This window comes from Streptococcus fryi (genome assembly GCF_053206505.1).
In genome coordinates this window covers 1-19,587 of record NZ_JBRUGW010000034.1, presented here as the reverse complement: position 1 = coordinate 19,587, position 19,587 = coordinate 1, and the positions used below count along the sequence as shown (strand labels likewise).

16 protein-coding genes and 1 pseudogene are annotated in these 19,587 nt (G+C 39.0%); 16 read left to right on the top strand and 1 reads right to left on the bottom strand.

The window, feature by feature from the left end; genetic code table 11:
- Positions 1-483 precede the first annotated feature (483 nt).
- From ACVRZH_RS08465 to ACVRZH_RS08455, 3 genes are all read left to right on the top strand, one after another.
- A complete protein-coding gene (locus tag ACVRZH_RS08465) occupies positions 484-2,622 on the top strand; it encodes a Tex family protein (protein ID WP_447454866.1) in 2,139 nt (712 codons plus the stop codon).
- Positions 2,600-3,031: a SprT family protein gene (locus ACVRZH_RS08460; RefSeq protein ID WP_447454865.1), complete on the top strand. Its 432-nt coding sequence runs from the start codon at positions 2,600-2,602 to the stop codon at positions 3,029-3,031. Before ACVRZH_RS08465 ends, ACVRZH_RS08460 begins: the two co-directional genes overlap by 23 nt.
- 111 nt (positions 3,032-3,142) lie before the next feature.
- Positions 3,143-3,418 (top strand): PspC domain-containing protein, encoded by a 276-nt coding sequence (locus ACVRZH_RS08455; RefSeq protein ID WP_447454864.1) that lies wholly within the window; start codon positions 3,143-3,145, stop codon positions 3,416-3,418.
- 527 nt (positions 3,419-3,945) lie between these two features.
- On the opposite strand, the pseudogene ACVRZH_RS08450 reads toward ACVRZH_RS08455, so the two are convergent.
- Positions 3,946-4,121 (bottom strand): annotated as a pseudogene (locus ACVRZH_RS08450) (IS110 family transposase); the annotation flags it as partial.
- Between the two features lie 27 nt (positions 4,122-4,148).
- Here ACVRZH_RS08450 and cas1 point away from each other — a divergent pair.
- The 13 genes from cas1 to ACVRZH_RS08385 all read left to right on the top strand — a co-directional run.
- Complete coding sequence (gene cas1, locus ACVRZH_RS08445) at positions 4,149-4,703, top strand: CRISPR-associated endonuclease Cas1 (RefSeq protein WP_447454863.1); 555 nt, start codon at positions 4,149-4,151, stop codon at positions 4,701-4,703.
- Positions 4,690-5,016, top strand: a complete 327-nt coding sequence (gene cas2 / locus ACVRZH_RS08440; protein WP_447454862.1) for a CRISPR-associated endonuclease Cas2 — start codon at positions 4,690-4,692, stop codon at positions 5,014-5,016. The genes cas1 and cas2 overlap by 14 nt, the downstream gene beginning before the upstream one ends.
- Positions 5,017-6,153: 1,137 nt before the next feature.
- The gene (gene cas6 / locus ACVRZH_RS08435) at positions 6,154-6,873 is read left to right on the top strand and encodes a CRISPR-associated endoribonuclease Cas6 (protein ID WP_447454861.1); all 720 of its coding nucleotides are present in this window, start codon (positions 6,154-6,156) and stop codon (positions 6,871-6,873) included.
- The gene (cas10, locus tag ACVRZH_RS08430; protein ID WP_447454860.1) at positions 6,860-9,040 is read left to right on the top strand and encodes a type III-A CRISPR-associated protein Cas10/Csm1; all 2,181 of its coding nucleotides are present in this window, start codon (positions 6,860-6,862) and stop codon (positions 9,038-9,040) included. Before cas6 ends, cas10 begins: the two co-directional genes overlap by 14 nt.
- Before the next feature lie 6 nt (positions 9,041-9,046).
- Positions 9,047-9,430 carry a type III-A CRISPR-associated protein Csm2 gene (csm2, locus tag ACVRZH_RS08425; protein ID WP_447454859.1) on the top strand — a complete coding sequence of 128 codons (384 nt, stop codon included), beginning with the start codon at positions 9,047-9,049 and terminating at the stop codon, positions 9,428-9,430.
- The gene (gene csm3, locus ACVRZH_RS08420) at positions 9,430-10,089 is read left to right on the top strand and encodes a type III-A CRISPR-associated RAMP protein Csm3 (RefSeq protein ID WP_447454858.1); all 660 of its coding nucleotides are present in this window, start codon (positions 9,430-9,432) and stop codon (positions 10,087-10,089) included. The genes csm2 and csm3 overlap by 1 nt, the downstream gene beginning before the upstream one ends.
- Positions 10,090-10,092: 3 nt before the next feature.
- Positions 10,093-11,007: a type III-A CRISPR-associated RAMP protein Csm4 gene (gene csm4, locus ACVRZH_RS08415; RefSeq protein WP_447454857.1), complete on the top strand. Its 915-nt coding sequence runs from the start codon at positions 10,093-10,095 to the stop codon at positions 11,005-11,007.
- Positions 10,997-12,061, top strand: coding sequence for a type III-A CRISPR-associated RAMP protein Csm5 (csm5, locus tag ACVRZH_RS08410; RefSeq protein ID WP_447454856.1), 1,065 nt, complete (start codon positions 10,997-10,999; stop codon positions 12,059-12,061). Before csm4 ends, csm5 begins: the two co-directional genes overlap by 11 nt.
- Position 12,062: 1 nt before the next feature.
- Positions 12,063-13,319: a type III-A CRISPR-associated CARF protein Csm6 gene (gene csm6 / locus ACVRZH_RS08405; protein WP_447454855.1), complete on the top strand. Its 1,257-nt coding sequence runs from the start codon at positions 12,063-12,065 to the stop codon at positions 13,317-13,319.
- An 8-nt stretch (positions 13,320-13,327) separates the two neighbouring features.
- A complete protein-coding gene (gene csm6, locus ACVRZH_RS08400) occupies positions 13,328-14,602 on the top strand; it encodes a type III-A CRISPR-associated CARF protein Csm6 (RefSeq protein WP_447454854.1) in 1,275 nt (424 codons plus the stop codon).
- A 352-nt stretch (positions 14,603-14,954) separates the two neighbouring features.
- Positions 14,955-16,103: an N-acetylglucosamine-6-phosphate deacetylase gene (nagA, locus tag ACVRZH_RS08395; protein WP_447454853.1), complete on the top strand. Its 1,149-nt coding sequence runs from the start codon at positions 14,955-14,957 to the stop codon at positions 16,101-16,103.
- A gap of 475 nt (positions 16,104-16,578) precedes the next feature.
- Positions 16,579-17,598, top strand: coding sequence for an adenosine deaminase (gene add / locus ACVRZH_RS08390; RefSeq protein ID WP_447454852.1), 1,020 nt, complete (start codon positions 16,579-16,581; stop codon positions 17,596-17,598).
- A 359-nt stretch (positions 17,599-17,957) separates the two neighbouring features.
- Positions 17,958-19,587 (top strand): G5 domain-containing protein (locus ACVRZH_RS08385; RefSeq protein WP_447454851.1); only part of this gene is annotated, 1,630 nt, incomplete at its 3' end.

Genomic DNA, 19,587 nt, shown 5'->3' with positions numbered 1-19,587 from the left:
TATTCCATATGAGGCTTTCTAATGATGGTTTGCTTGCTTTTCATTATAGGTCATATGGGACTTTTTGATACTCAAAAGGCCCTATAATCTCTATGGTGGAGTTACCCACTACAGAAATTATAGAGCCGCTTTTTTGTGATTTGGATTATTATCCCTAGTTACTAGCGAGTTCATTCCTACTTGGATTTGTCCTCCCTAGCTGCCAGCGAGTTCATTCCTACTTTGGATTATCCTTCCTAGCTGCCAGCGAAATCAGTTCCTTTTGGAAATGAGGGCAATGTTCGGAAAGGGATGTTGCCCCATTTTGGGACAATCTCCCTGTCAGTAAAAAACCTTTTCTCAAAAAATATTTTAAGAAAATGTTCGGAAATGGCTTATATTATTCTGATTTCCTTTTCCGAGATGACTAAGCGATGTGGGATGACATCAGGATTTTTGTGCTCCTCCCTTTTGGTGTACTTAAAATATGCTATAATAGGTAACATGGAAACAATTATTGAACAATTAGTTGAGGCACTTGGTCTCACGCAGACACAGATTGAAACAGTCTTATCACTGACTGCTGAAGGGAATACCATTCCCTTTATCGCGCGTTATCGTAAAGAAGCCACAGGTCATCTTGATGAGGTGGCGATTAAGAGTATCATTGACCAGCACAAGTCATTGACTGCCCTAGCAGAACGTAAAGAAGCTGTCCTATCTAAGATTAACGAACTAGGCAAGTTAACCCCTGAGCTAGAAGAAGCCATTCATGCTGCAACAAAATTAGCTGAAGTTGAGGAACTTTACCTACCATATAAGGAAAAACGGCGTACCAAGGCAACTATTGCCAGAGAAGCAGGTCTTTTTGGTCTTGCTCGTCTGATTTTACAAAATCTTCCGACATTGGAAACTGAGGCAGAAGCCTTCTTGACAGAAGGGTTTGAAACGGTTGATAAGGCCTTGTCAGGTGCCTGTGACATCTTAGTTGAAGCCTTGTCAGATGATACCAAATTACGGGCATGGCTTTATCAGGAGATCCTATCTCATAGTCTGCTCACCTCAACGGTGAAAGATCAAGAAGCTGATGATAAGGCAACTTTTGAGATTTACTATGACTTCTCAGAGACTGTTGGTAAACTATCTGGCTATCGGACGCTTGCCCTTAATCGAGGGGAAAATCTGGGGATATTGAAAGTTGGATTTGAGCATGATTTGGATAAGATGATCCGTTTCACTGGAGCACGATTTAGAGAAAAAAATGCCTATATTGAGAAAATCATTCAAGAATCACTGAAGAAGAAAATCTTACCAGCTTTAGAACGACGTGTTCGCACAGAACTGACGGAAAAAGCAGAAGATGGGGCTATCCACTTATTCTCAGAAAACTTGAGAAATCTGCTTTTAATTCCACCATTGAAAGGCAAAGTTGTGCTTGGTTTTGACCCAGCCTTTAGAACAGGTGCCAAATTAGCCGTTGTTGACCAAACTGGAAAGCTACTCACGACTCAAGTGATTTATCCAGTCAAACCAGCTAGTAACAAACAAATCTCAGAAGCTAAAGTAAGCCTGAGCGAGTTACTGACAGCATATGGTGTTGAAATTATTGCTATTGGCAATGGGACAGCCAGTCGTGAGAGTGAGGCTTTTGTGGCTGATGTCTTAAAAGACCACCCATCAGTATCTTTTGTGATTGTTAATGAGAGTGGGGCGTCTGTCTATTCAGCGTCAGAATTAGCGAGACAGGAGTTCCCAGACTTGACCGTTGAAAAACGCTCTGCGATTTCGATTGCAAGACGACTTCAAGACCCACTGGCAGAATTGGTGAAAATTGATCCCAAATCCATTGGTGTCGGTCAATACCAACATGATGTCAGCCAGAAAAAATTGTCTGAAAATCTTGATTTCGTTGTTGAGACGGTTGTTAACCAAGTTGGTGTCAATGTCAATACTGCTAGCTCAGCTCTCTTGTCCCATGTGGCAGGATTGAACAAAACGATTTCGGAAAATATTGTCAAATACCGTGAAGAAAATGGCCCTTTAACCTCAAGACAGGAGATTAAAAAAGTCCCACGACTTGGGGCAAAAGCATTTGAACAGGCAGCAGGCTTTTTACGTATTCCTGATGCAACGAATGTATTGGATAGAACAGGCGTCCACCCAGAAGCTTATCCTGCAGTTGCTAGTCTATTTCAGCAATTAGGTATCGAGACCCTTGATGACACTGCCAAAACTAAGCTCAATCAAGTTGATATTGCTGAGATGGCAAATGTTTTGGGGATTGGTCAGGCGACATTGTCTGATATCATTGCAGATTTGATGAAGCCAGGTAGAGATTTGCGTGATGATTTTGCGGCTCCAACACTAAGACAAGATGTTCTTGATATTAGTGATCTTGTTATTGGTCAGCAACTGGAAGGCACTGTGCGTAATGTGGTTGACTTTGGTGCTTTCGTTGATGTCGGTTTACATAATGATGGGCTCATTCATATTTCACAAATGAGTCGCACCTTTATCAAACACCCACGTCAAGTCTTGTCTTTGGGCGATGTGGTCACTGTTTGGGTATCTAAAATAGATGTCGAGCGTGAAAAATTGAATTTATCCTTGGTGCCCTTAGATGAACTTGACAGCTTACGTTAACAGTGTTTCCTTAGAGGATTTTGGGTTAGCTTTTACCCATGAGGCAAGATGGAATAACCGATTAAGGACAACAGGAGGACGGTTCTTTCCAAAAGATGGTCATTTGGAGTTCAATCCTAAGATGTATGACGCCCTAGACTTAGCTGTTTTTCGTCAAATTGTCCGTCATGAATTATGCCATTATCATTTGTATTATCAAGGCAAAGGCTATAAACACGGCGATGAGGATTTTAAGACCTTGCTAAAGGCAGTGGATGGTTTACGATTTGCTCCGAGATTGATGGCAAAATCCTCTAACTATTATTACCAGTGCCGAGATTGCCAGCAGCTCTATCCTCGTCAAAGGCGTTTGGATGTTAAGAAGTATCGATGTGGCCGTTGTCATGGAGAGTTGCAGTTGCGTTCATAATAAAATAGGTCCCAAGGCTGATGTAATCCCGTTTTAAAAGGCTTATAATAAAACCATAGCAATAAGGACATATCACTTATTCTAGATGAAAACGAAAGAGAGGGTTTTTCGATGAAGGTTAGTTTTTATAAACAAAAAAGGTATCGTGCCCTGTCAGGTGTCCTAGCTGGCTTGGCTGACAAGTACGATTGGGATTTAGGCTTAACAAGGGCTCTATTTGTTGTTTTTTGTTTCTTTACCAATGCTTTCGGGGTTGTCTTGTATGTTGTTCTAGCATCATTTCTTCCCTACAAAGAGGATTTGATTGAAGAAGCATATGGTACAGGGCCACGTAAACGAAAAGAAGCACGTGCTATCATGGAAGACGATGATGACTGGTCTTGGTAGTCAAGCATGATTTTGGTTATCCATTTTTGTTCTGATGAATTGGTGACAAGGTTTCGTCCAATAATCTCCTTAAAAATACCTTGATTTACCAAATTTAAAACTCACATTTCAAATAGAACAAAAAATAAATAAAGGAGTGAGGCAATAAGGGAGATTTTGTTACTATCGCCCGAGTTGTCTTCTTCTAGCAAGGTTGGCTGGGTTGTTCAAGTCCTTGTTGTAAGGAAGTTTTGAACAACCAGTTGACTACTGCGGTGAATCGTTATGACTAAATTGTCTAAGAGGTTTGGAATTTACTTCCAGCTTTTTTCTACCATTAGTCAAATCTATCACGGTTTTAAGATAAACAATAAGACAAGACAGTGGCTATTTTTCGGCCACTGTCTTGTTTTTGACACTTATTTTGTTATACAAGTTATGCAATAACAACACTTTATTTTGTGATAAGGTGTTACCATAATGTGGCATAGTTAACTTGATAGATTTTTGGCTAAATGGCAATCGTAGAGTTTATTAGGCGTAATGAGCTAATACATTGTCCTGATGAGGCGATGTATGGAGGCAATCGTATGTGACTTAGTTGAAGTCATTTGCGATTGCCTTTTTTGTTTTTCATAGAAGTCAGCGATATGACAAGGATTGGTATGCTAGCAGCAGCGATGTTGTGAATGCACCTGAAGATAATCTTTTTAGCATAAAGGTTCATGATGCACAGACGTTACATGAGGTGATGGGCTATGAGGGGAGGAGTGCCATATCTTACTTTTATTACCTTAGTCTTATGCTACCTCATGCGTTTCGTTTTAAGGGGAGGAGCAAGAGACCGTCAGAAGATCCGTTTAATTGTCTCTTAAATTTGGGTTATAGTTTACTGTACAGTTTTTTTATCGGTATGATTCGTCAAAATGGCTTGAGTCAAGGCTTTGGTTTTTTGCATCAGCCACGTCGTCATCATGCTGTATTGGCGAGTGATTTGATGGAAGAATGGCGGCCTGTTATTGTTGATGATACCATGGTGCATCTCATCATGTCTGGTCAGTTGGTTTTGGAGCATTTTGAGTTGAGTGATCGTTCGGGTTATACATTGACATCTGATGGTTTGGCTATAGTAGTCTCTGAGTTAAGGCAACGTATGTTGGAGATTCATGCTTATCAGAAAAGAGACAGTCATCGTTATAGTTTTGCTTATATGGCTGACCAACAAATCAAGCGATTGATTAGAGCAATGGAATCTTTGCAGGCTTCAGACTATTGTGATGGGGGAGATAAGGATGAGATTGTTTAACTTGACATCAGAGGAAAGAGAATTTGCTAGGAAGCAGCTGGTATTTTGCTTGGTCATCTACAATATTCGTAGTCAGAAAAGGCGTGTGCAACTATCAAAGCTCTTGGAGAGTTATGGTGTGCGTGTTCAGAAATCTTGTTTTGAAATGTTTCTGACACCTCAACGTTATCACGAGTTGATTCGGGAAATTTCTATGTTTTATACAGCTGATGAGCAGGATAATATTATCGTTTATAAGGGTAAAAAAGATGAGGTCGTGGCATTTAATCCTTATGATGGGGCAGATGTCCTTGCACCAGTTATCGTGATTTAGGGCTAGTCAATCAGCTGCCAAAATGATATGATAATATTAAGGGATGTTTCTATATATAGTATGTCTTGGCAAGGGGGTCACAAGATATGCTATTGATATCCCCTATGACCTCGCAAGGGGACGGAAACTCTTTTTTACATAAGTGAACATACGCTAAATATATCATTGACATCCCCTATCACCTCGCACGGGGACGGAAACCTCGACTTATCAACTATACGATTGATACTACCAATATTGCCATCCCCTATCACCTCGCACGGGGACGGAAACCTGATAGACTTCTTGCCCTTCGTTGTTAGTGTATTTTTTGATTGACCACCCCTATCCCCTTACAAGGGAACGGAAACGGTATCAATCATTTCTCGTTTAGCAGAGAATGATTTATTGCCCTCCCTTATCACCTCGCAAGGGGACGGAAACTATAGTCGAATTCTTGCCCTTTATATTTTTCAGTATCTAATTGCCATCCCCTCTCCCCTCGCAAGGGGACGGAAACAATTTTAAAGTACCGATTTTCAAACATAAAATATCTTATTGACATCCCCAATCACCTCGCAAGGGGACGGAAACTGAAATGTTTTGTTGTTAAATAATCTTTGTATGACAATTGACCTCCCCTATCACCTCGCAAGGGGACGGAAACTATTTAGGATTAGCATAAATAGAAACATCAATATTATTGACATCCCCTATGACCTCGCAAGGGGACGGAAACGGTGTGCATAATAGCACTAATATCGCAATTGTTTTCATAATTGACATCCCCTATGACCTCGCAAGGGGACGGAAACTCATAATCACTCACATAAGATGCAAATCCAAATGCAGATTGACATCCCCTATCACCTTGCAAGGGGACGGAAACAAAAACGTCTCGTAGTCGATTATCTTTTCGTTAGCACCAATTGCCTACCCCTCTCACTTCGCAAGGGGACGGAAACATATTTAGGGTCAGCGTAAATAGTTACATCTAATCTATTGACCATCCCTCTCACCTCGCAAGGGGACGGAAACCCTAATGAAATGATATTTTCAGTTGGATCTGACATATTGACATCCCCTATCACCTCGTAAGGGGACGGGGGTATCAGCTAAGCCCATTATCTTTGAAAGGAGTGATGACCTCTGAGAGAAGTGAGACTACACATCAAAAAAACTGCCCTACGGACAGTTGAATTAGTACCTAAATTGCATGGTTTTCTCATGTCGCAACTTCCGACAGCTTATGTTGAGCAGTTGCATGAGTTGGACACAAACCCCTATGCGCTCTACGTCACAACGAAGGGTGATTACCATATTTGGACTGTTCATTTATTGACTCAAGAAGCCATAGAGGTGATAGCCCCTGTCTTAGATAGCCTATTTAGCATAAGACTTGATAGCTATGATGAGCCTCTGGTCATTGACCGCAAGGAGGTCTGCCAACGCACCGTTGAGGAGCTTTTGGACCTTTTTCGTACCCAAAAGACAGACGGTATCTTTAAACTCCGTTTTGTCACCCCGACCAGTTTTAAGGTACAGGGGGAGTATATCCTCTTTCCCAGTGTCCACCTGATTATGCAGAGTCTTATGCAGAAGTACCATCGTTTGATTGACCATGATGAACCCTTAGATTCCCAGTTGCTCGACATGATTGAGCAAAACAGCAAGATTGTGTCTTATGACTTGAAAACATGGTATTTTACAGTTCATCGGCATAAAATACCAGCCTTTCATGGTGAAGTGACCTTAAAAGTATACGGCTCAGAAACCTTGAAGGCTTACGTCCACATGCTCCTACACTTTGGGGAATACTCTGGTGTAGGGATAAAAAATAGTTTAGGAATGGGAGGACTTGTTCTTGACAAAGGTTGATCTTCATTTTATATATAGTGCCCTCTTTTATGATATTGGGGATGTTCTCTTTCCAGAGCTTACAGATGTTATAGAACGCCAGAATGCAGTGTTTAATTTGGTTGAGCAAGTCCCGACGCAGAAACTTGATTTACGTTCTGTCTTGGAAGGAGGCGCAACCACTCGGTCTTGGTTGACAATGATTGAGGAGGCAGATACGCTCGTCGCCCAGATGAATGTTAGTGGCGACGGCTCAGAACAGGCTTGGAAAGCGTCTGACACTCCTAATCTTGAAGATGTATTTACTTACTTCAAGGATAGACGCCCGACTCGTTATAGCCAGCCTACAATCATTCATCATGATCGTACGCCCCACTTGGACAAAACAGTCTCTCTAAAAGATGGCGTATCCGAAACCACTGAGATTGTGACGGCATTGAAACAGGCTCTGATGACCATACCAATGACGGAAAGCCATTTGCCGTCATGGCTTAACACTTTTGAATCTCTTTTATCCTTCGTTCCAAGTAAGAGTCAAGGCGACATCTCCTTTTATGAGCATGCTAAGTTGAGGGTAGCTTTTGCGACTTGTTTTTACCGCTATGCTGAATCTTTGGATTCGGTTGATTTTTTAAATGACAATGAAAACGCTTGCCTTCTTGTAACTTTTGATTTTTCTGGTATTCAGGACTTCATCTACAATATCGTTAGTAAGGGTGCCTTAAAACAGTTGAAGGCACGTAGCTTGTATTTGGACATGATGAGTGAATATCTTGTTGACCGTTTTTTACTGTCGGAAGAACTCAGTCGCTTTAATTTGATTTACAATGGTGGTGGACATGCCTACATTTTGTTACCTAATAGCTCAGGTGTTGCTCAACGGATTAAAGCTTTTGAAGAAGAATACAATAGCTATTTGCTAAGCTATTTTAAAACCAGACTCTATGTGGTTTTTGCCAGTGCTGCTTTTGCTCCCAAACAGTTAGTGGGTGCTAATGCTTCCAGTGCTTATAAGGCGTTACATCGTCAGCTAAGCCGTCAACTCTCTGAGAAAAAAATCAAGCGTTATAATGCTAAGACACTAATCTCCTTAAATGAGACACATCAGGATGCTGAACAGGAATGTTTGATTTGTCATACAACGGATAGGATTAGACGGGATGATGGACTATGTCAGATTTGTTCTAAATTAGGAACCTTTGCCAAGCAAATCGGCCATACCCAGTTTGCTATTAGTCCTGATGAGAGTGGTTTACCAATTGGTCCCAATGCCTATCTCACAGCCAGTGCAGAGGGTGCTACCCCTTCGTTGGTAGAATTGACCTATATCAAAAATAATGTTGATATTACAAAAGCTAATGGTGTTCATATTTTCATTGGTGACTACGCTTATGATAGGATTGATAGCTATGCTAGACATTCTGTGGTTAATGGTTTAGGAATCAAGAGAATGGCAGTTGTTCGTTTGGACGTTGATGACTTGGGCGCTGCTTTTATGGCTGGGTTTTCTAGTCAAGAAAAGGGGAAATTTAATACGTTATCTCGCTCAGCAAGCTTTTCACGCCAAATGAGCCGCTTTTTCAAATTATATATCAATCACTTTGCCAAAGGTTTTAAGGTAACCATTGTTTATGCTGGAGGTGATGATGTGTTTGCTATTGGCAGTTGGCAAGATATTATCGCATTTACCTTATCTTTGCGACAGGCTTTTGTAACCTGGACAGAAGGGAAACTAACCTTATCAGCTGGAATAGGCTTGTATCCAGACAAGACGCCAGTGAGTCTTATGGCAAAAGAGACGGGTGATTTGGAAGAAGCTGCTAAAGCGAATGATAAAGATAGTCTGTGTTTGTTTGGGGACAAGTATGTTTTCAAATTTGACCAATTCATTGAAGCTATTTATGACAGTAAATGGCAGGTGATAAAGACTTTCTTTGACGAGCAAGATGAACGTGGAAAAGTATTTGCTTATCGCTTGTTAGAATTGCTTAGAGATTATAATAAGATGAATGTCGCTCGATTAGCCTACTATTTATCAAGCCTAGAAGCTGTCACAAAAAGAGAACATCGAAAAGCGTTTGAACACTTTAAAACTCAGTTTTTTGACTGGTATGTAAAGGACGAACAGAGCCGTTTGGAGGCTGAAGTTGCACTCATGATTTATATTTATCACATCAGAAAGGATTAAAGAAATATGGCAATATTGACGGATGCCAATTATGTTGACAAGGCAGAGCAAACCATAAAAAAACTAGACACATCAAGATATTCACAAAATCCTAATCGATATTACTTTAAGTTGACGACGAGTAAGATACGAAGTTTATTAGCCTCAACGAGTCATCTCTATGATGAAAGTAATACGAAGCCTTTTGAAGACTTGGCAGATAAAATAGCTTACCTAAGAGTACAGTACGTTTATCAAGCAGGTAGAGAATTCGCTGTTAAAGACTTGGTTGAAAAGGGTCAGATTTTAGAGGCCTTGAAAGAGGTTAGAGATATTGAGACCTTGCAACGTTTTTGTCGCTACATGGAAGCGTTAGTGGCTTATTTTAAATACTACGGAGGGAATGATTGATGACTTATTCAAAAGTAAAAATTACTGCAGACCTAGTGCTTCTGAGTGGCTTACACATTGGAACAAGTAATGCATTTGCTGCTATTGGTGCTACAGATGCTCCGGTGATTAAAGATCCTATTACTAAGCATCCTATTATTCCAGGTTCTAGTCTAAAAGGGAAGATGAGGACTTTGTTATCACGAGCTTTGAGCAATAAACCTGTGTCCATTGTTGATGATGCTCCTGTGATTAAGCGATTGTTTGGAGATAGTAAAGAGAGTCAATATAAGATTGGTCGTCTTGTCTTTAGAGATGCCTACCTTACAAATGCAGATGACTTGGAAAAGTTGGGTGCACGTAGTATGACAGAGGTGAAGTTTGAGAACACTATTGATCGTATCACAGCTGAGGCAAAGCCGCGTCAGATAGAGAGAGCTATTAGACAAAGCCGTTTTTCTTTAGAAATCATTTATGACATCAGAGAAGATGCTGAAGAACAGGTAGAGGAAGATTTAAGAGCATTATATCAGGGTCTGCAATTGCTTGAATTGGATTATTTAGGTGGTTCAGGTAGCCGTGGATATGGGAAAATTAAGTTTGAAGGACTATCGCTAGAGACAGTATTTGGACAATTTGATGTTGAAGAGGTAAAGCAGATCTTTCATCAGGAGGTTTAGCCTATGACCTATAAGATTTACAAGATGACATTTAAAGCTGCTCATTTTGGAAAGGGAGAATTGTTTACTTCTGAGGATACGTTTACAGCAGATCGATTATTTTCAGCATTAGTACTTGAGGCTATCAGTCATAATTGTCTAGATGATTTTATGACTATTGCCTCTCAAGACGACTTTTTATTGACAGATGCCTTTCCATATATTGATGTTCCTTATCTTCCAAAACCGATTGGCTATCCTGAAAGGGATTCTGATAACTATAATGGTGATGTTATTGCTCTGAGAAAAGAAGCTAAACGCCAAAAAAAATTACAGTTTATCGCCTATCACGATTTGGATGCCTATATGAAGGGAGCCATCTTTGATAATCCTGAAATGACGACTCATTCGTCTATCACCAAAAATCAGCCAGATCTTGATGGGGGCTTGTATCAAGTCGGTGTTAGTTATTTCAAAGAGGGTGTATCTTTATATGTTGTCGCAACGGAATCCACCTTGTTGAATCAATTGATGTTAGGTTTGCAATATTCCGGTTTGGGTGGTAAGCGTAGTAGTGGGTATGGTTCTTTTGAGTTGGATATTTTACCCTTGCCAAAAAAATTTGCAGAGCGTTTTTCAGGTGGTCAGAATGATGTATTGTTATTGATGACCAGTTCGTTACCTGTAGATGAAGAACTTGAGAAGACCTTAACTCATGCTAAGTATCTTCTGTATAAATCAAGTGGTTTTGCCTTCACAAGAAGTAGTGACTCTAATTTGCGTAAGCAAGATTTTTATAAGTTCAAGTCAGGAACGACGACTAAAGGTTGTTTTAAAGGAAGTATTAGAAATCTAGCTCCCAAAGGTATCCCTCATCCTGTTTGGCATTTTGCAAAACCGAGTTTCTATAGATTGGAGATAGCAGGTGATGAGCACTAGACGATTTGACTTTCGGTTGCTAACACTAGCACCGGTACATATTGGAAATGGAAAAACCTATACAAATAAAGAATACATCTTAGAGAATCAAAGACTGTATTTTCCTGATATGGCTAAGTTATATGCCCATTTGATAACGATAAACCGTCATGAAGCTTTTGAGAGATTTTTACTAAGAGATGGCGAGGGTAAGAGATTAATTGATTTTTTAAATGATCAGAAAATCTCTACTAGGGATTTTGGAGGATATTCTCTTGATACGTCTTTATTAGTTTATGAAAATCATCGTAAGAAAAGGTTTGATAATAGAAAGTCAAAGGAATTTAATGGGGTTAATCAATTCGTTAGGGATCCTTTTGACAAAGTTTATATACCTGGTTCTTCTCTGAAGGGTGCAATACGAACTATTCTGATGAACACCAGATGGAAACAAGACAATTTCAAATTGCAGAGAGGGAATAAGGTTGTAGAAAATAGGACGGTCATCCCCTGGGGAGCCAAGAAAGATAAACCGTTTGATGATCTGTTTCATCATATTCATGTTAGTGATAGTTTACCATTAGAGATAGATTGTCTGATGGTTGCCCAAAAATGGGATTATTCATCTCGTAAAGTTATCCCGGAATCGTTGCCGGTTTATCGAGAAGCCATCAAACCCATGACTCACTTACGCTTTACAATCACAACGACGAGCGATGAGGCGGCAGAATTGATTGAGCATTTACAGACCTATGCTAGTGAATTTTACAGTCTTTATAGGGATTTTTTCTTAAGAGATTTAAAAGATAAGTATAAGCAAGATAATGTACAATACCCTATTTACATAGGTGCAGGTAGTGGTGTATGGACCAAAACGGTTATGAAACAAGCCGAACGTGAGGTTCTTAAACGTCATCAGAAACTGAAAACCAAAATGGTCGGCAAGGGTGTTTTTAAATTAACAAAATCAAAGCAACAAAGTTTAAAAACTACTAAAGGTATGAGGAACCTCATTCGTAATGAGGATAGTTTTTATGAGATGGGTAAATGTTGCTTTATCATAAAGGAGATGTAATATGACGACATTGATAACGGCTGTGGGTGATACGGATCCTATTCGAGGCTATCATGACGGTGCCATCCTACATATTTGTAGAGGATTTAGACCAGAACATGTTTATCTGATATTTACAGAAGGTATGTTTCATAAGGAAGCGGAGATTAAGAGAGCGATTTATTCTATTGATGCAAACTATCGTCCAATCATTAAGAGAGCTTCTTCACTTATTAGTAATGAAGATGCAGTAGGTTTTAATACGGCTTACATCAATGTCGCTAAAGCATTAAATGAGTTTTTAGAGCATTATGATAGCAATGAAAAAATTATATTGAACCTATCTTCGGCTACGCCAGGATTAAAAAGTGCGATGTTCTCGATTAGTATTTTAGAGCAGTTATCTTATACGGCTGTACAGGTATTATCTCCAGAAAAGGCTTCAAATTCTCATTCAAAAGTTGAAGATATTACAGATTTTGAAGGACTGTCTATTGAGGAGTTAACTCTTGATCATGGATTGTTACCGGAAGAGTGTTTTTTTGCCAATAATCCTGCCAGTGGGCGTATAAAAATTGAGAAAGGTGAAGCTGTTTCGCATCGAATTAGTAAACAGATCCTAGAGCAGATGCTGGATAATTATGATTATGCTTCTGTTAGAGCAATTATTTTGTCACAAAAGGCGTTTGAACATCAACGGTTATTACTTACCAAGTTGGATGCAATACTCAAAGATATTCATCTTCAGAGAATTCCTGATTCTCTCAAGAAAGTTTCTCCTTTTGGGCTAGAGTCTAAACAGGAAAATGATCGTTTTAGAATTGCTATTCAGTATTTTAGGCGTTTAAAAATGCAAGCGAAACGTAGAGAATTTGCCGATATTATTTTAAAGAGTATTTCCTTAGCGGTTTTTCTAGGTCAAGAATTTTTGACTTTGAATGGTGAAGACAGGATAGAAGGTTATGCTGATTTATTATATTCAGTCTCTAGTGCATGTTTTCGATGCAATGAAGATAATAATCTAGGTCAGGATGCGTTTATTTCATCTATGGCAGTATTTTCACCGAAAATTAATAGTTTGAGGAATAAAATAGCTCATGATTTAGGAACAGTGAGTCTGGGAGATATTTCAAGCAATGATTTTAGAGGTATCGAGAAGCTTGTTGAAGAATTGACTGCTGCCCTTGAAGTGATGATTTCAGAACTATATCATTTGAAGGATAATAGCTTATTCACTTATTATGATGACTTGAATAGAGAGTTAATTAATTTATTATAGGAGGAACAATGAAGGTCTTAATTTCATCCATTGGTACGACAGATCCTATCAAAGATAATCATGATGCTGCCTTGTTGCATCTTGTCAGGCATAAGCAACCTGAAAAAATTATTTTAATTTATAGCGAGGAAATGCTTGAGAAGCATGAGATTATTGTCACCTCAATTATGAGCGTACTGGATAATAAACCGGAGATAATTCTTGAGCCTGAAATACTTGAGGATGTTTATGTTTTTGACAAGGTTTTTGAACAACTTTCTAAAATAATAAAACGTTATCTGAATGATGAAGATGACTTTATATTAAACTTATCCAGTGGCACACCTCAAATCATCTCAGCTATGTTTGCTTTTAATCGTATCAGTAATGTGAATTGTGAGGCTTATCAGGTTACTACTCCTAAAAAATCCGCGAATGCAGGCAGTGGTATTGAAAGGTTTGATGATCTAGATCTTATTTTAAGGACTAATAAAGATAATTTAGAAACGACTGAGAGTCGTTTGTTGCGAGATGAGTCAGCAAAGTTTAATGCTGCTTTAGTTAGAAGTCATCTTAGAATGTTGATTGACAATTATGATTATAATGCGGCCTATAATATTCTTAATGATAAATCAGCGTTTAATATAATATCTAAGCGTAATCGTGCTAAACTGATTATCAAATTAGAAGATATTCTTAATGCAATCAAAAAACAGAAAATACTATCTGATATCGATGCCCTGCATTATTCAACAAACATGAAGAGAGCTTTAAACAGCCTTTTGTTGATTATACTGGCTTTTAAAAAAGCAAATGTTGTTGAAGTATTAATAAAAGCCAAAACTCTAGCAGAGTTTATCTTGGAAGATTTTATAGAGACCGAATTTACTCATGTGATTTATTGGGAAAAAAATTTTCCAAAATTGAATCCAGAACATAAGGATTTTGCTACTATTGTTGCCTTTATTCAAGAAGAGATGAAATCTAAGCTGAGTGAGCGATATGACGAGACAAAAATATTTCGAACCGACTTCACCTTGAATCTTCTGTCATATGAAAATATTTTAGCTTATTATGACGTTGATGTATTATTGTTAGAACAAATCAATGTCATTCTTAAAATCAATGATGAGAGAAATAAGGTTGCACACGGTTTACATGATATAAAGCTCACTTCAAAGACAATGTTTAAGGTTATTGAAGCACTTAAGGAAATTTTTAAAATTGTTTACCATTTTGATCATAATGAATGGTTTAACTACTATGATGAACAAAATAAAGTGTTAGCCGAACTTTTAAAATAGATAATAGTTAGGAAACTATGAAGGAATTATCAATCTTCATATGTCAAAAGTGGTCTATTTGGTTGGTAATTATCATATATAAGTATCTCCCTCATGTGGAAACATGGGGGTGTTTTTATGCCTCGTTCAACTGAAAATTTATAAATAGTAAGTATTTTTGATTAGCTTTATAGGTAATTGAATGACCTCTAGGTTGTAATGATTTTAGACAGGTATCTCTCTGATAGTTGGTCATCAATCTCAGTCGTTTTTAAGAATTCATCCACAAAAATCTTACTATATTGACAGATTTTATTTACAAATCTAAGGGTTAGGAGTATAATGAATGTGACAAATACGAGGAGGTTATAACATGTTGACATATATTAAAGCAGACAGTTTCTTCTATCCCTATGAAGAAAAAAAAGGAGGCTACTTAACTCTTGTTGATGGAAAGTTTGGGGATTGGGTAGCTGAATTACCAGCTGATGCTAATGTACTTGATTATACAGGATATAGTATAGCACCTGGATTGGTTGATACGCATATTCATGGATTTGGTGGAGCAGATGTTATGGATAATAGTGTAGAGAGCATCGAAATAATTAGTAAAGGTTTACCTTCAACAGGTGTTACGAGCTACTTACCAACGACATTAACGTCGTCTTTTGATATTTTGAATCAAGTTTGTCAGAAGGTTGCTCAAGCTAAAAAAGCTCCTGGTGCTAAAATTCAAGGACTTTATTTTGAGGGCCCTTATTTTACCGAAGAATTTAAAGGGGCTCAAAATCCGATTTATATGGCAGACCCAAGTATTGAAGAATTTAACACTTGGCAGGAAAGTGCAGAAGGTTTAATTAATAAAATAGCACTTGCTCCAGAACGAGATGGTGTTGAGGAGTTTGTTCGGTATGTGACAGAGCAAGGTGTTGTTGTTGCTTTAGGGCATTCTAATGCAACATATAATCAAGCACGTCAAGCTGTTCAAGCAGGGGCTTCAGTGTGGGTGCATGCTTATAATGGCATGCGTGGTCTTAATCACAGAGAACCTGGTATGGTAGGGGCTGTTTATGATTTGCCGCATACTTATGCTGAGCTCATTTGTGATGGTCATCATGTGACGCCAAAGGCATGTGATATTTTGTTAAAACAAAAAGGTCATGACCATGTGGCGCTTATTACGGACTGTATGCGTGCAGGTGGTATGCCAGAAGGTGACTATGTACTAGGAGAATTTCCAGTTGTTGTAGCAAATGGAACAGCTCGTCTGAAAGACAATGGTAGCTTAGCTGGCTCTATCTTAAAACTCTATCAAGGATTAAAGAATGTTTCCGATTGGGGATTGGCTAATCGTGTAGAAGCTGTGAGAATGGCTAGTCTTATTCCTGCTATCTCATGTCATATTGATGATAAGTGTGGTCAGATTAAAAAAGGTTATGACGCAGATTTTATTGTCTTGCGTCCAGATCTTAGTTTAGAAGCGACCTTCATAGATGGTGAAAAAGTTTACCAAGCGGATTGAAGGTGATAGCACTCAGTTATCAATCAAGAGTCTAAAGCCCTCGCTATCTGTGAGGGTTTTGTCGTGGCTTTTTTATTGGCTGATAGTCTCTTATTTGTGGTAGTGAGAGGTGTGCTCTGATTAAACTTAAAGGAGATAGAAAAAGACTCTATCTATAAACGATAAGAAATCAGTGAAGAGTGTTAAGTCAGAAAAAGTCTAGTGCTGGTTTCGTCTTAAAACGAATAAAGGAGCTGAATTTTACTTAGCTCCTTTATTGTGGTTTAAAATAGGGATAGTGGATTGACTGCTTAATTTACTTGTTGGGTTATGATATGCTTAGCTATTTTTCAGTATTTCTTGATATTGCTGTTGAGGCTATACCTCCTGATTGGAACAGTTGTAAATATCATGTGATAAGTTCTTATCTTTTGTTTGCAAACGCTAAAACTTATGATAAGATATAAAACAAGATATTATAGACGAGGTAGTTATCATGTTACAAATTCCTTTTCAAGAATTAGCTAAGGTGGAGTTGCATTGCCATTTAGATGGTTCGTTATCGCTCGAAACGATTAAAGTATTGGCTGAAATGGCAGGGCTCTCTTATCCGACTGACGACGAGGCTTTAAAGGCTATGGTGACTGTTCCGGTAGATACAGAATCATTACTGGATTATTTAAAGACCTTCGATGTGATTCGTCCAATTCTTCAAACGAAAGAAGCCTTACGCTTGGCTGCCTATGATGTTGCCAAACAAGCGGCACTAGAAAATGTCATTTATTTAGAATTACGCTACGCTCCTGAATTATCTATGGATAAGGGTTTAACAGCGCTAGAGACGCTAGAGGCGGTTTTGGAAGGATTGGAACGTGCCCATCAAGAGTTTGGCATTGAGGCTAAGGCTCTGGTCTGTGGTTTGAAACAAAGTGATCCATCGGTAGCTAAAAGTATTTTTCCTCAGTTAGTAGAACTAGCCGGTCGAGGTTTGGCAGGATTTGATTTTGCAGGCAATGAAGCAGATTACCCAACTGAAGAATTATCTTCTCTTATTAAAGAGGTCCAAAGTTTAGGCTTGCCGATGACTTTTCATGCAGGTGAGTGTCACTGTGTCAAAAATGTTGTCGATGCCATTAGTTTAGGGGTATCTCGTATTGGTCATGCGACTGCCTTGGTCAATCAAACTCAAGCGATAGAACAGTTTGTAGCAGCAGATGCAACGATTGAAATGTGTTTGACTAGCAATCTTCAAACCAAAGCAGCACCAACCTTAGCAGATTTTCCCTATCCACAACTATACCGTGCAGGTGCCAATATCACCATCAACACAGATAATAGAACTGTTTCAGAAACCACGTTAACCAAAGAATATAGCTTATATCATCAGCACTATGGAACGACAGTTCAAGATTTTTATCGTTTTAATCAGAATGCTTTAAGAGCAAGTTTTACTAGTGACGAACAAAAACAACGTTTATTGAGCTTATTAGATGAGCACTATGAACCATTAAACTAATGGGAACTGACAAAAAGGTTAGCCATCGTGTTTTCCCATTTGATTGGCTTCCGTTTTATGATTATGATATAATGTCTGAGAAAGTATATTTAGCATATCAATAGTTCTGTGACTCATCTGATGGAGCCCTGTTCCAGTAATGGTCAGATACTTGGTATCAATTGGCTTTTTGGATGATACAAGCTAAGTTATTGGAAATTCTTATTTCTTGAAGGTTTTTAAGGGCTCTGTGAAAACTATTAGTGATCCTATGTTAAATAGAACTAAATCTTAGAAATGTCATGTGTCTATGACTGTTAAGATTTAGTTTTTTTGATGGGTGAGGATTGTTGTGGCATGTTTTAGTCAGGAGTAAAAATGTGTTTTTAACTAAAAAAAGTATTTTTTCTATTCGAAAATTATCTGTTGGGATTGCTTCTGTCCTAATAGGGGCTAGTTTTTTGCAATTGCCAGTTTCAGCAGATGATGTGGCATCGCCTAAGGACCATGTTCACAAACAGTCATCGGTCACGGTTTCGTATTTTGCTGTTGATGAGAAGGATTTATCGGCACTTGAGCAAGACTTGGTGATTAAGGCTCCTATTTCTGAGGAGGTAGCTATTCAGTCAGATACATATATCTTGGTTTATCGTCCTAAGGAGCAAGTCAAATCTCAAACACTTCCTAAGACAAATACGAGTGACAGTTTGTTGCCTTTTATTTTAGCAGGTGGTTTGGTACTAGCAATTTATGGGTTAAAAAAAGGGAAGCAACAACTACTTGGTTTTGTAATCGTTGGAACAATGGCGGGTACGGGACTTTATGACGTGCAAGCAACGCAATTGTTGCAGGTGCTAGCAGAGAAGTCGCAGACCTATATCGAGGGGCAATCCTTAGAAGACTTGTCTGTAGCTGGTTATGATTATGTGGGCTATTTGAGGGCTGAAGATTTGCCGATAGATAGTGTTCTACAGTCATTACTAAAACAAGAAGATAAGCAATTGTTGAACAATTCTCAAATGATTCAGCCATCTGAACTGCATCGTCCTACTGAGGAAAAATCTGATTTATTAGTAGACATCGGTCAACTATCTACTCAAGATAATCAAGCTACTCAAGATAATCAAGCTGTTTCCCCTTCTTATTCTCCAACATCAGTGCCCCAACCTGAAGCCGAGATAAAAGAGCTTCGTCGCGTAGAGCCGATTCCATTTGACGAAGAACGTGTCCCCAATGCTAATCGTTATGTTGATGAAGCACCAGTTGTCTTAGAAGAGGGATCGGCAGGAGAGCGCGTTATTATAACCCGTCAAATTCTAGTTTCAGGTAACGTCGTTAGTGAGGAAGAGTTGCCAGCTGAAATTAGTCTCCCAGCTGTTACTCGCCGTATTGAGTATGGGACAAAAGAGCGTGAACCAATGACAAGTGTTCCTCTCACTTACCCAACCTCAACGCCCCAGCCTGAAGCCGAGATAAAAGAGCTTCGTCGCGTAGAGCCGATTCCATTTGACGAGGAACGTGTCCCCAATGCTAATCGTTATGTTGATGAAGCACCAGTTGTCTTAGAAGAGGGAGCGGCAGGAGAGCGCGTTATTATAACCCGTCAAATTCTAGTTTCAGGTAACGTCGTTAGTGAGGAAGAATTGCCAGCTGAAATTAGTCTCCCAGCTGTTACTCGCCGTATTGAGTATGGGACAAAAGAGCGTGAACCAATGACAAGTGTTCCTCTCACTTACCCAACCTCAACGCCCCAGCCTGAAGCCGAGATAAAAGAGCTTCGTCGCGTAGAGCCGATTCCATTTGACGAGGAACGTGTCCCCAATGCTAATCGTTATGTTGATGAAGCACCAGTTGTCTTAGAAGAGGGAGCGGCAGGAGAGCGCGTTATTATAACCCGTCAAATTCTAGTTTCAGGTAACGTCGTTAGTGAGGAAGAATTGCCAGCTGAAATTAGTCTCCCAGCTCGTACTCGCCGTATTGAATATGGGACAAAAGAGCGTGAACCAATGA

What these genes read in the sequence shown, in the direction of transcription:
- ACVRZH_RS08465 (WP_447454866.1), top strand. Translation starts at nt 484, where the DNA reads ATGGAAACAATTATTGAACAATTAGTTGAGGCACTTGGTCTCACGCAG.
- ACVRZH_RS08460 (WP_447454865.1), top strand. Translation starts at nt 2,600, where the DNA reads ATGAACTTGACAGCTTACGTTAACAGTGTTTCCTTAGAGGATTTTGGG.
- ACVRZH_RS08455 (WP_447454864.1), top strand. Translation starts at nt 3,143, where the DNA reads ATGAAGGTTAGTTTTTATAAACAAAAAAGGTATCGTGCCCTGTCAGGT.
- cas1 (WP_447454863.1), top strand. Translation starts at nt 4,149, where the DNA reads ATGGGCTATGAGGGGAGGAGTGCCATATCTTACTTTTATTACCTTAGT.
- cas2 (WP_447454862.1), top strand. Translation starts at nt 4,690, where the DNA reads ATGAGATTGTTTAACTTGACATCAGAGGAAAGAGAATTTGCTAGGAAG.
- csm2 (WP_447454859.1), top strand. Translation starts at nt 9,047, where the DNA reads ATGGCAATATTGACGGATGCCAATTATGTTGACAAGGCAGAGCAAACC.
- csm3 (WP_447454858.1), top strand. Translation starts at nt 9,430, where the DNA reads ATGACTTATTCAAAAGTAAAAATTACTGCAGACCTAGTGCTTCTGAGT.
- csm4 (WP_447454857.1), top strand. Translation starts at nt 10,093, where the DNA reads ATGACCTATAAGATTTACAAGATGACATTTAAAGCTGCTCATTTTGGA.
- csm5 (WP_447454856.1), top strand. Translation starts at nt 10,997, where the DNA reads ATGAGCACTAGACGATTTGACTTTCGGTTGCTAACACTAGCACCGGTA.
- csm6 (WP_447454855.1), top strand. Translation starts at nt 12,063, where the DNA reads ATGACGACATTGATAACGGCTGTGGGTGATACGGATCCTATTCGAGGC.
- csm6 (WP_447454854.1), top strand. Translation starts at nt 13,328, where the DNA reads ATGAAGGTCTTAATTTCATCCATTGGTACGACAGATCCTATCAAAGAT.
- nagA (WP_447454853.1), top strand. Translation starts at nt 14,955, where the DNA reads ATGTTGACATATATTAAAGCAGACAGTTTCTTCTATCCCTATGAAGAA.
- add (WP_447454852.1), top strand. Translation starts at nt 16,579, where the DNA reads ATGTTACAAATTCCTTTTCAAGAATTAGCTAAGGTGGAGTTGCATTGC.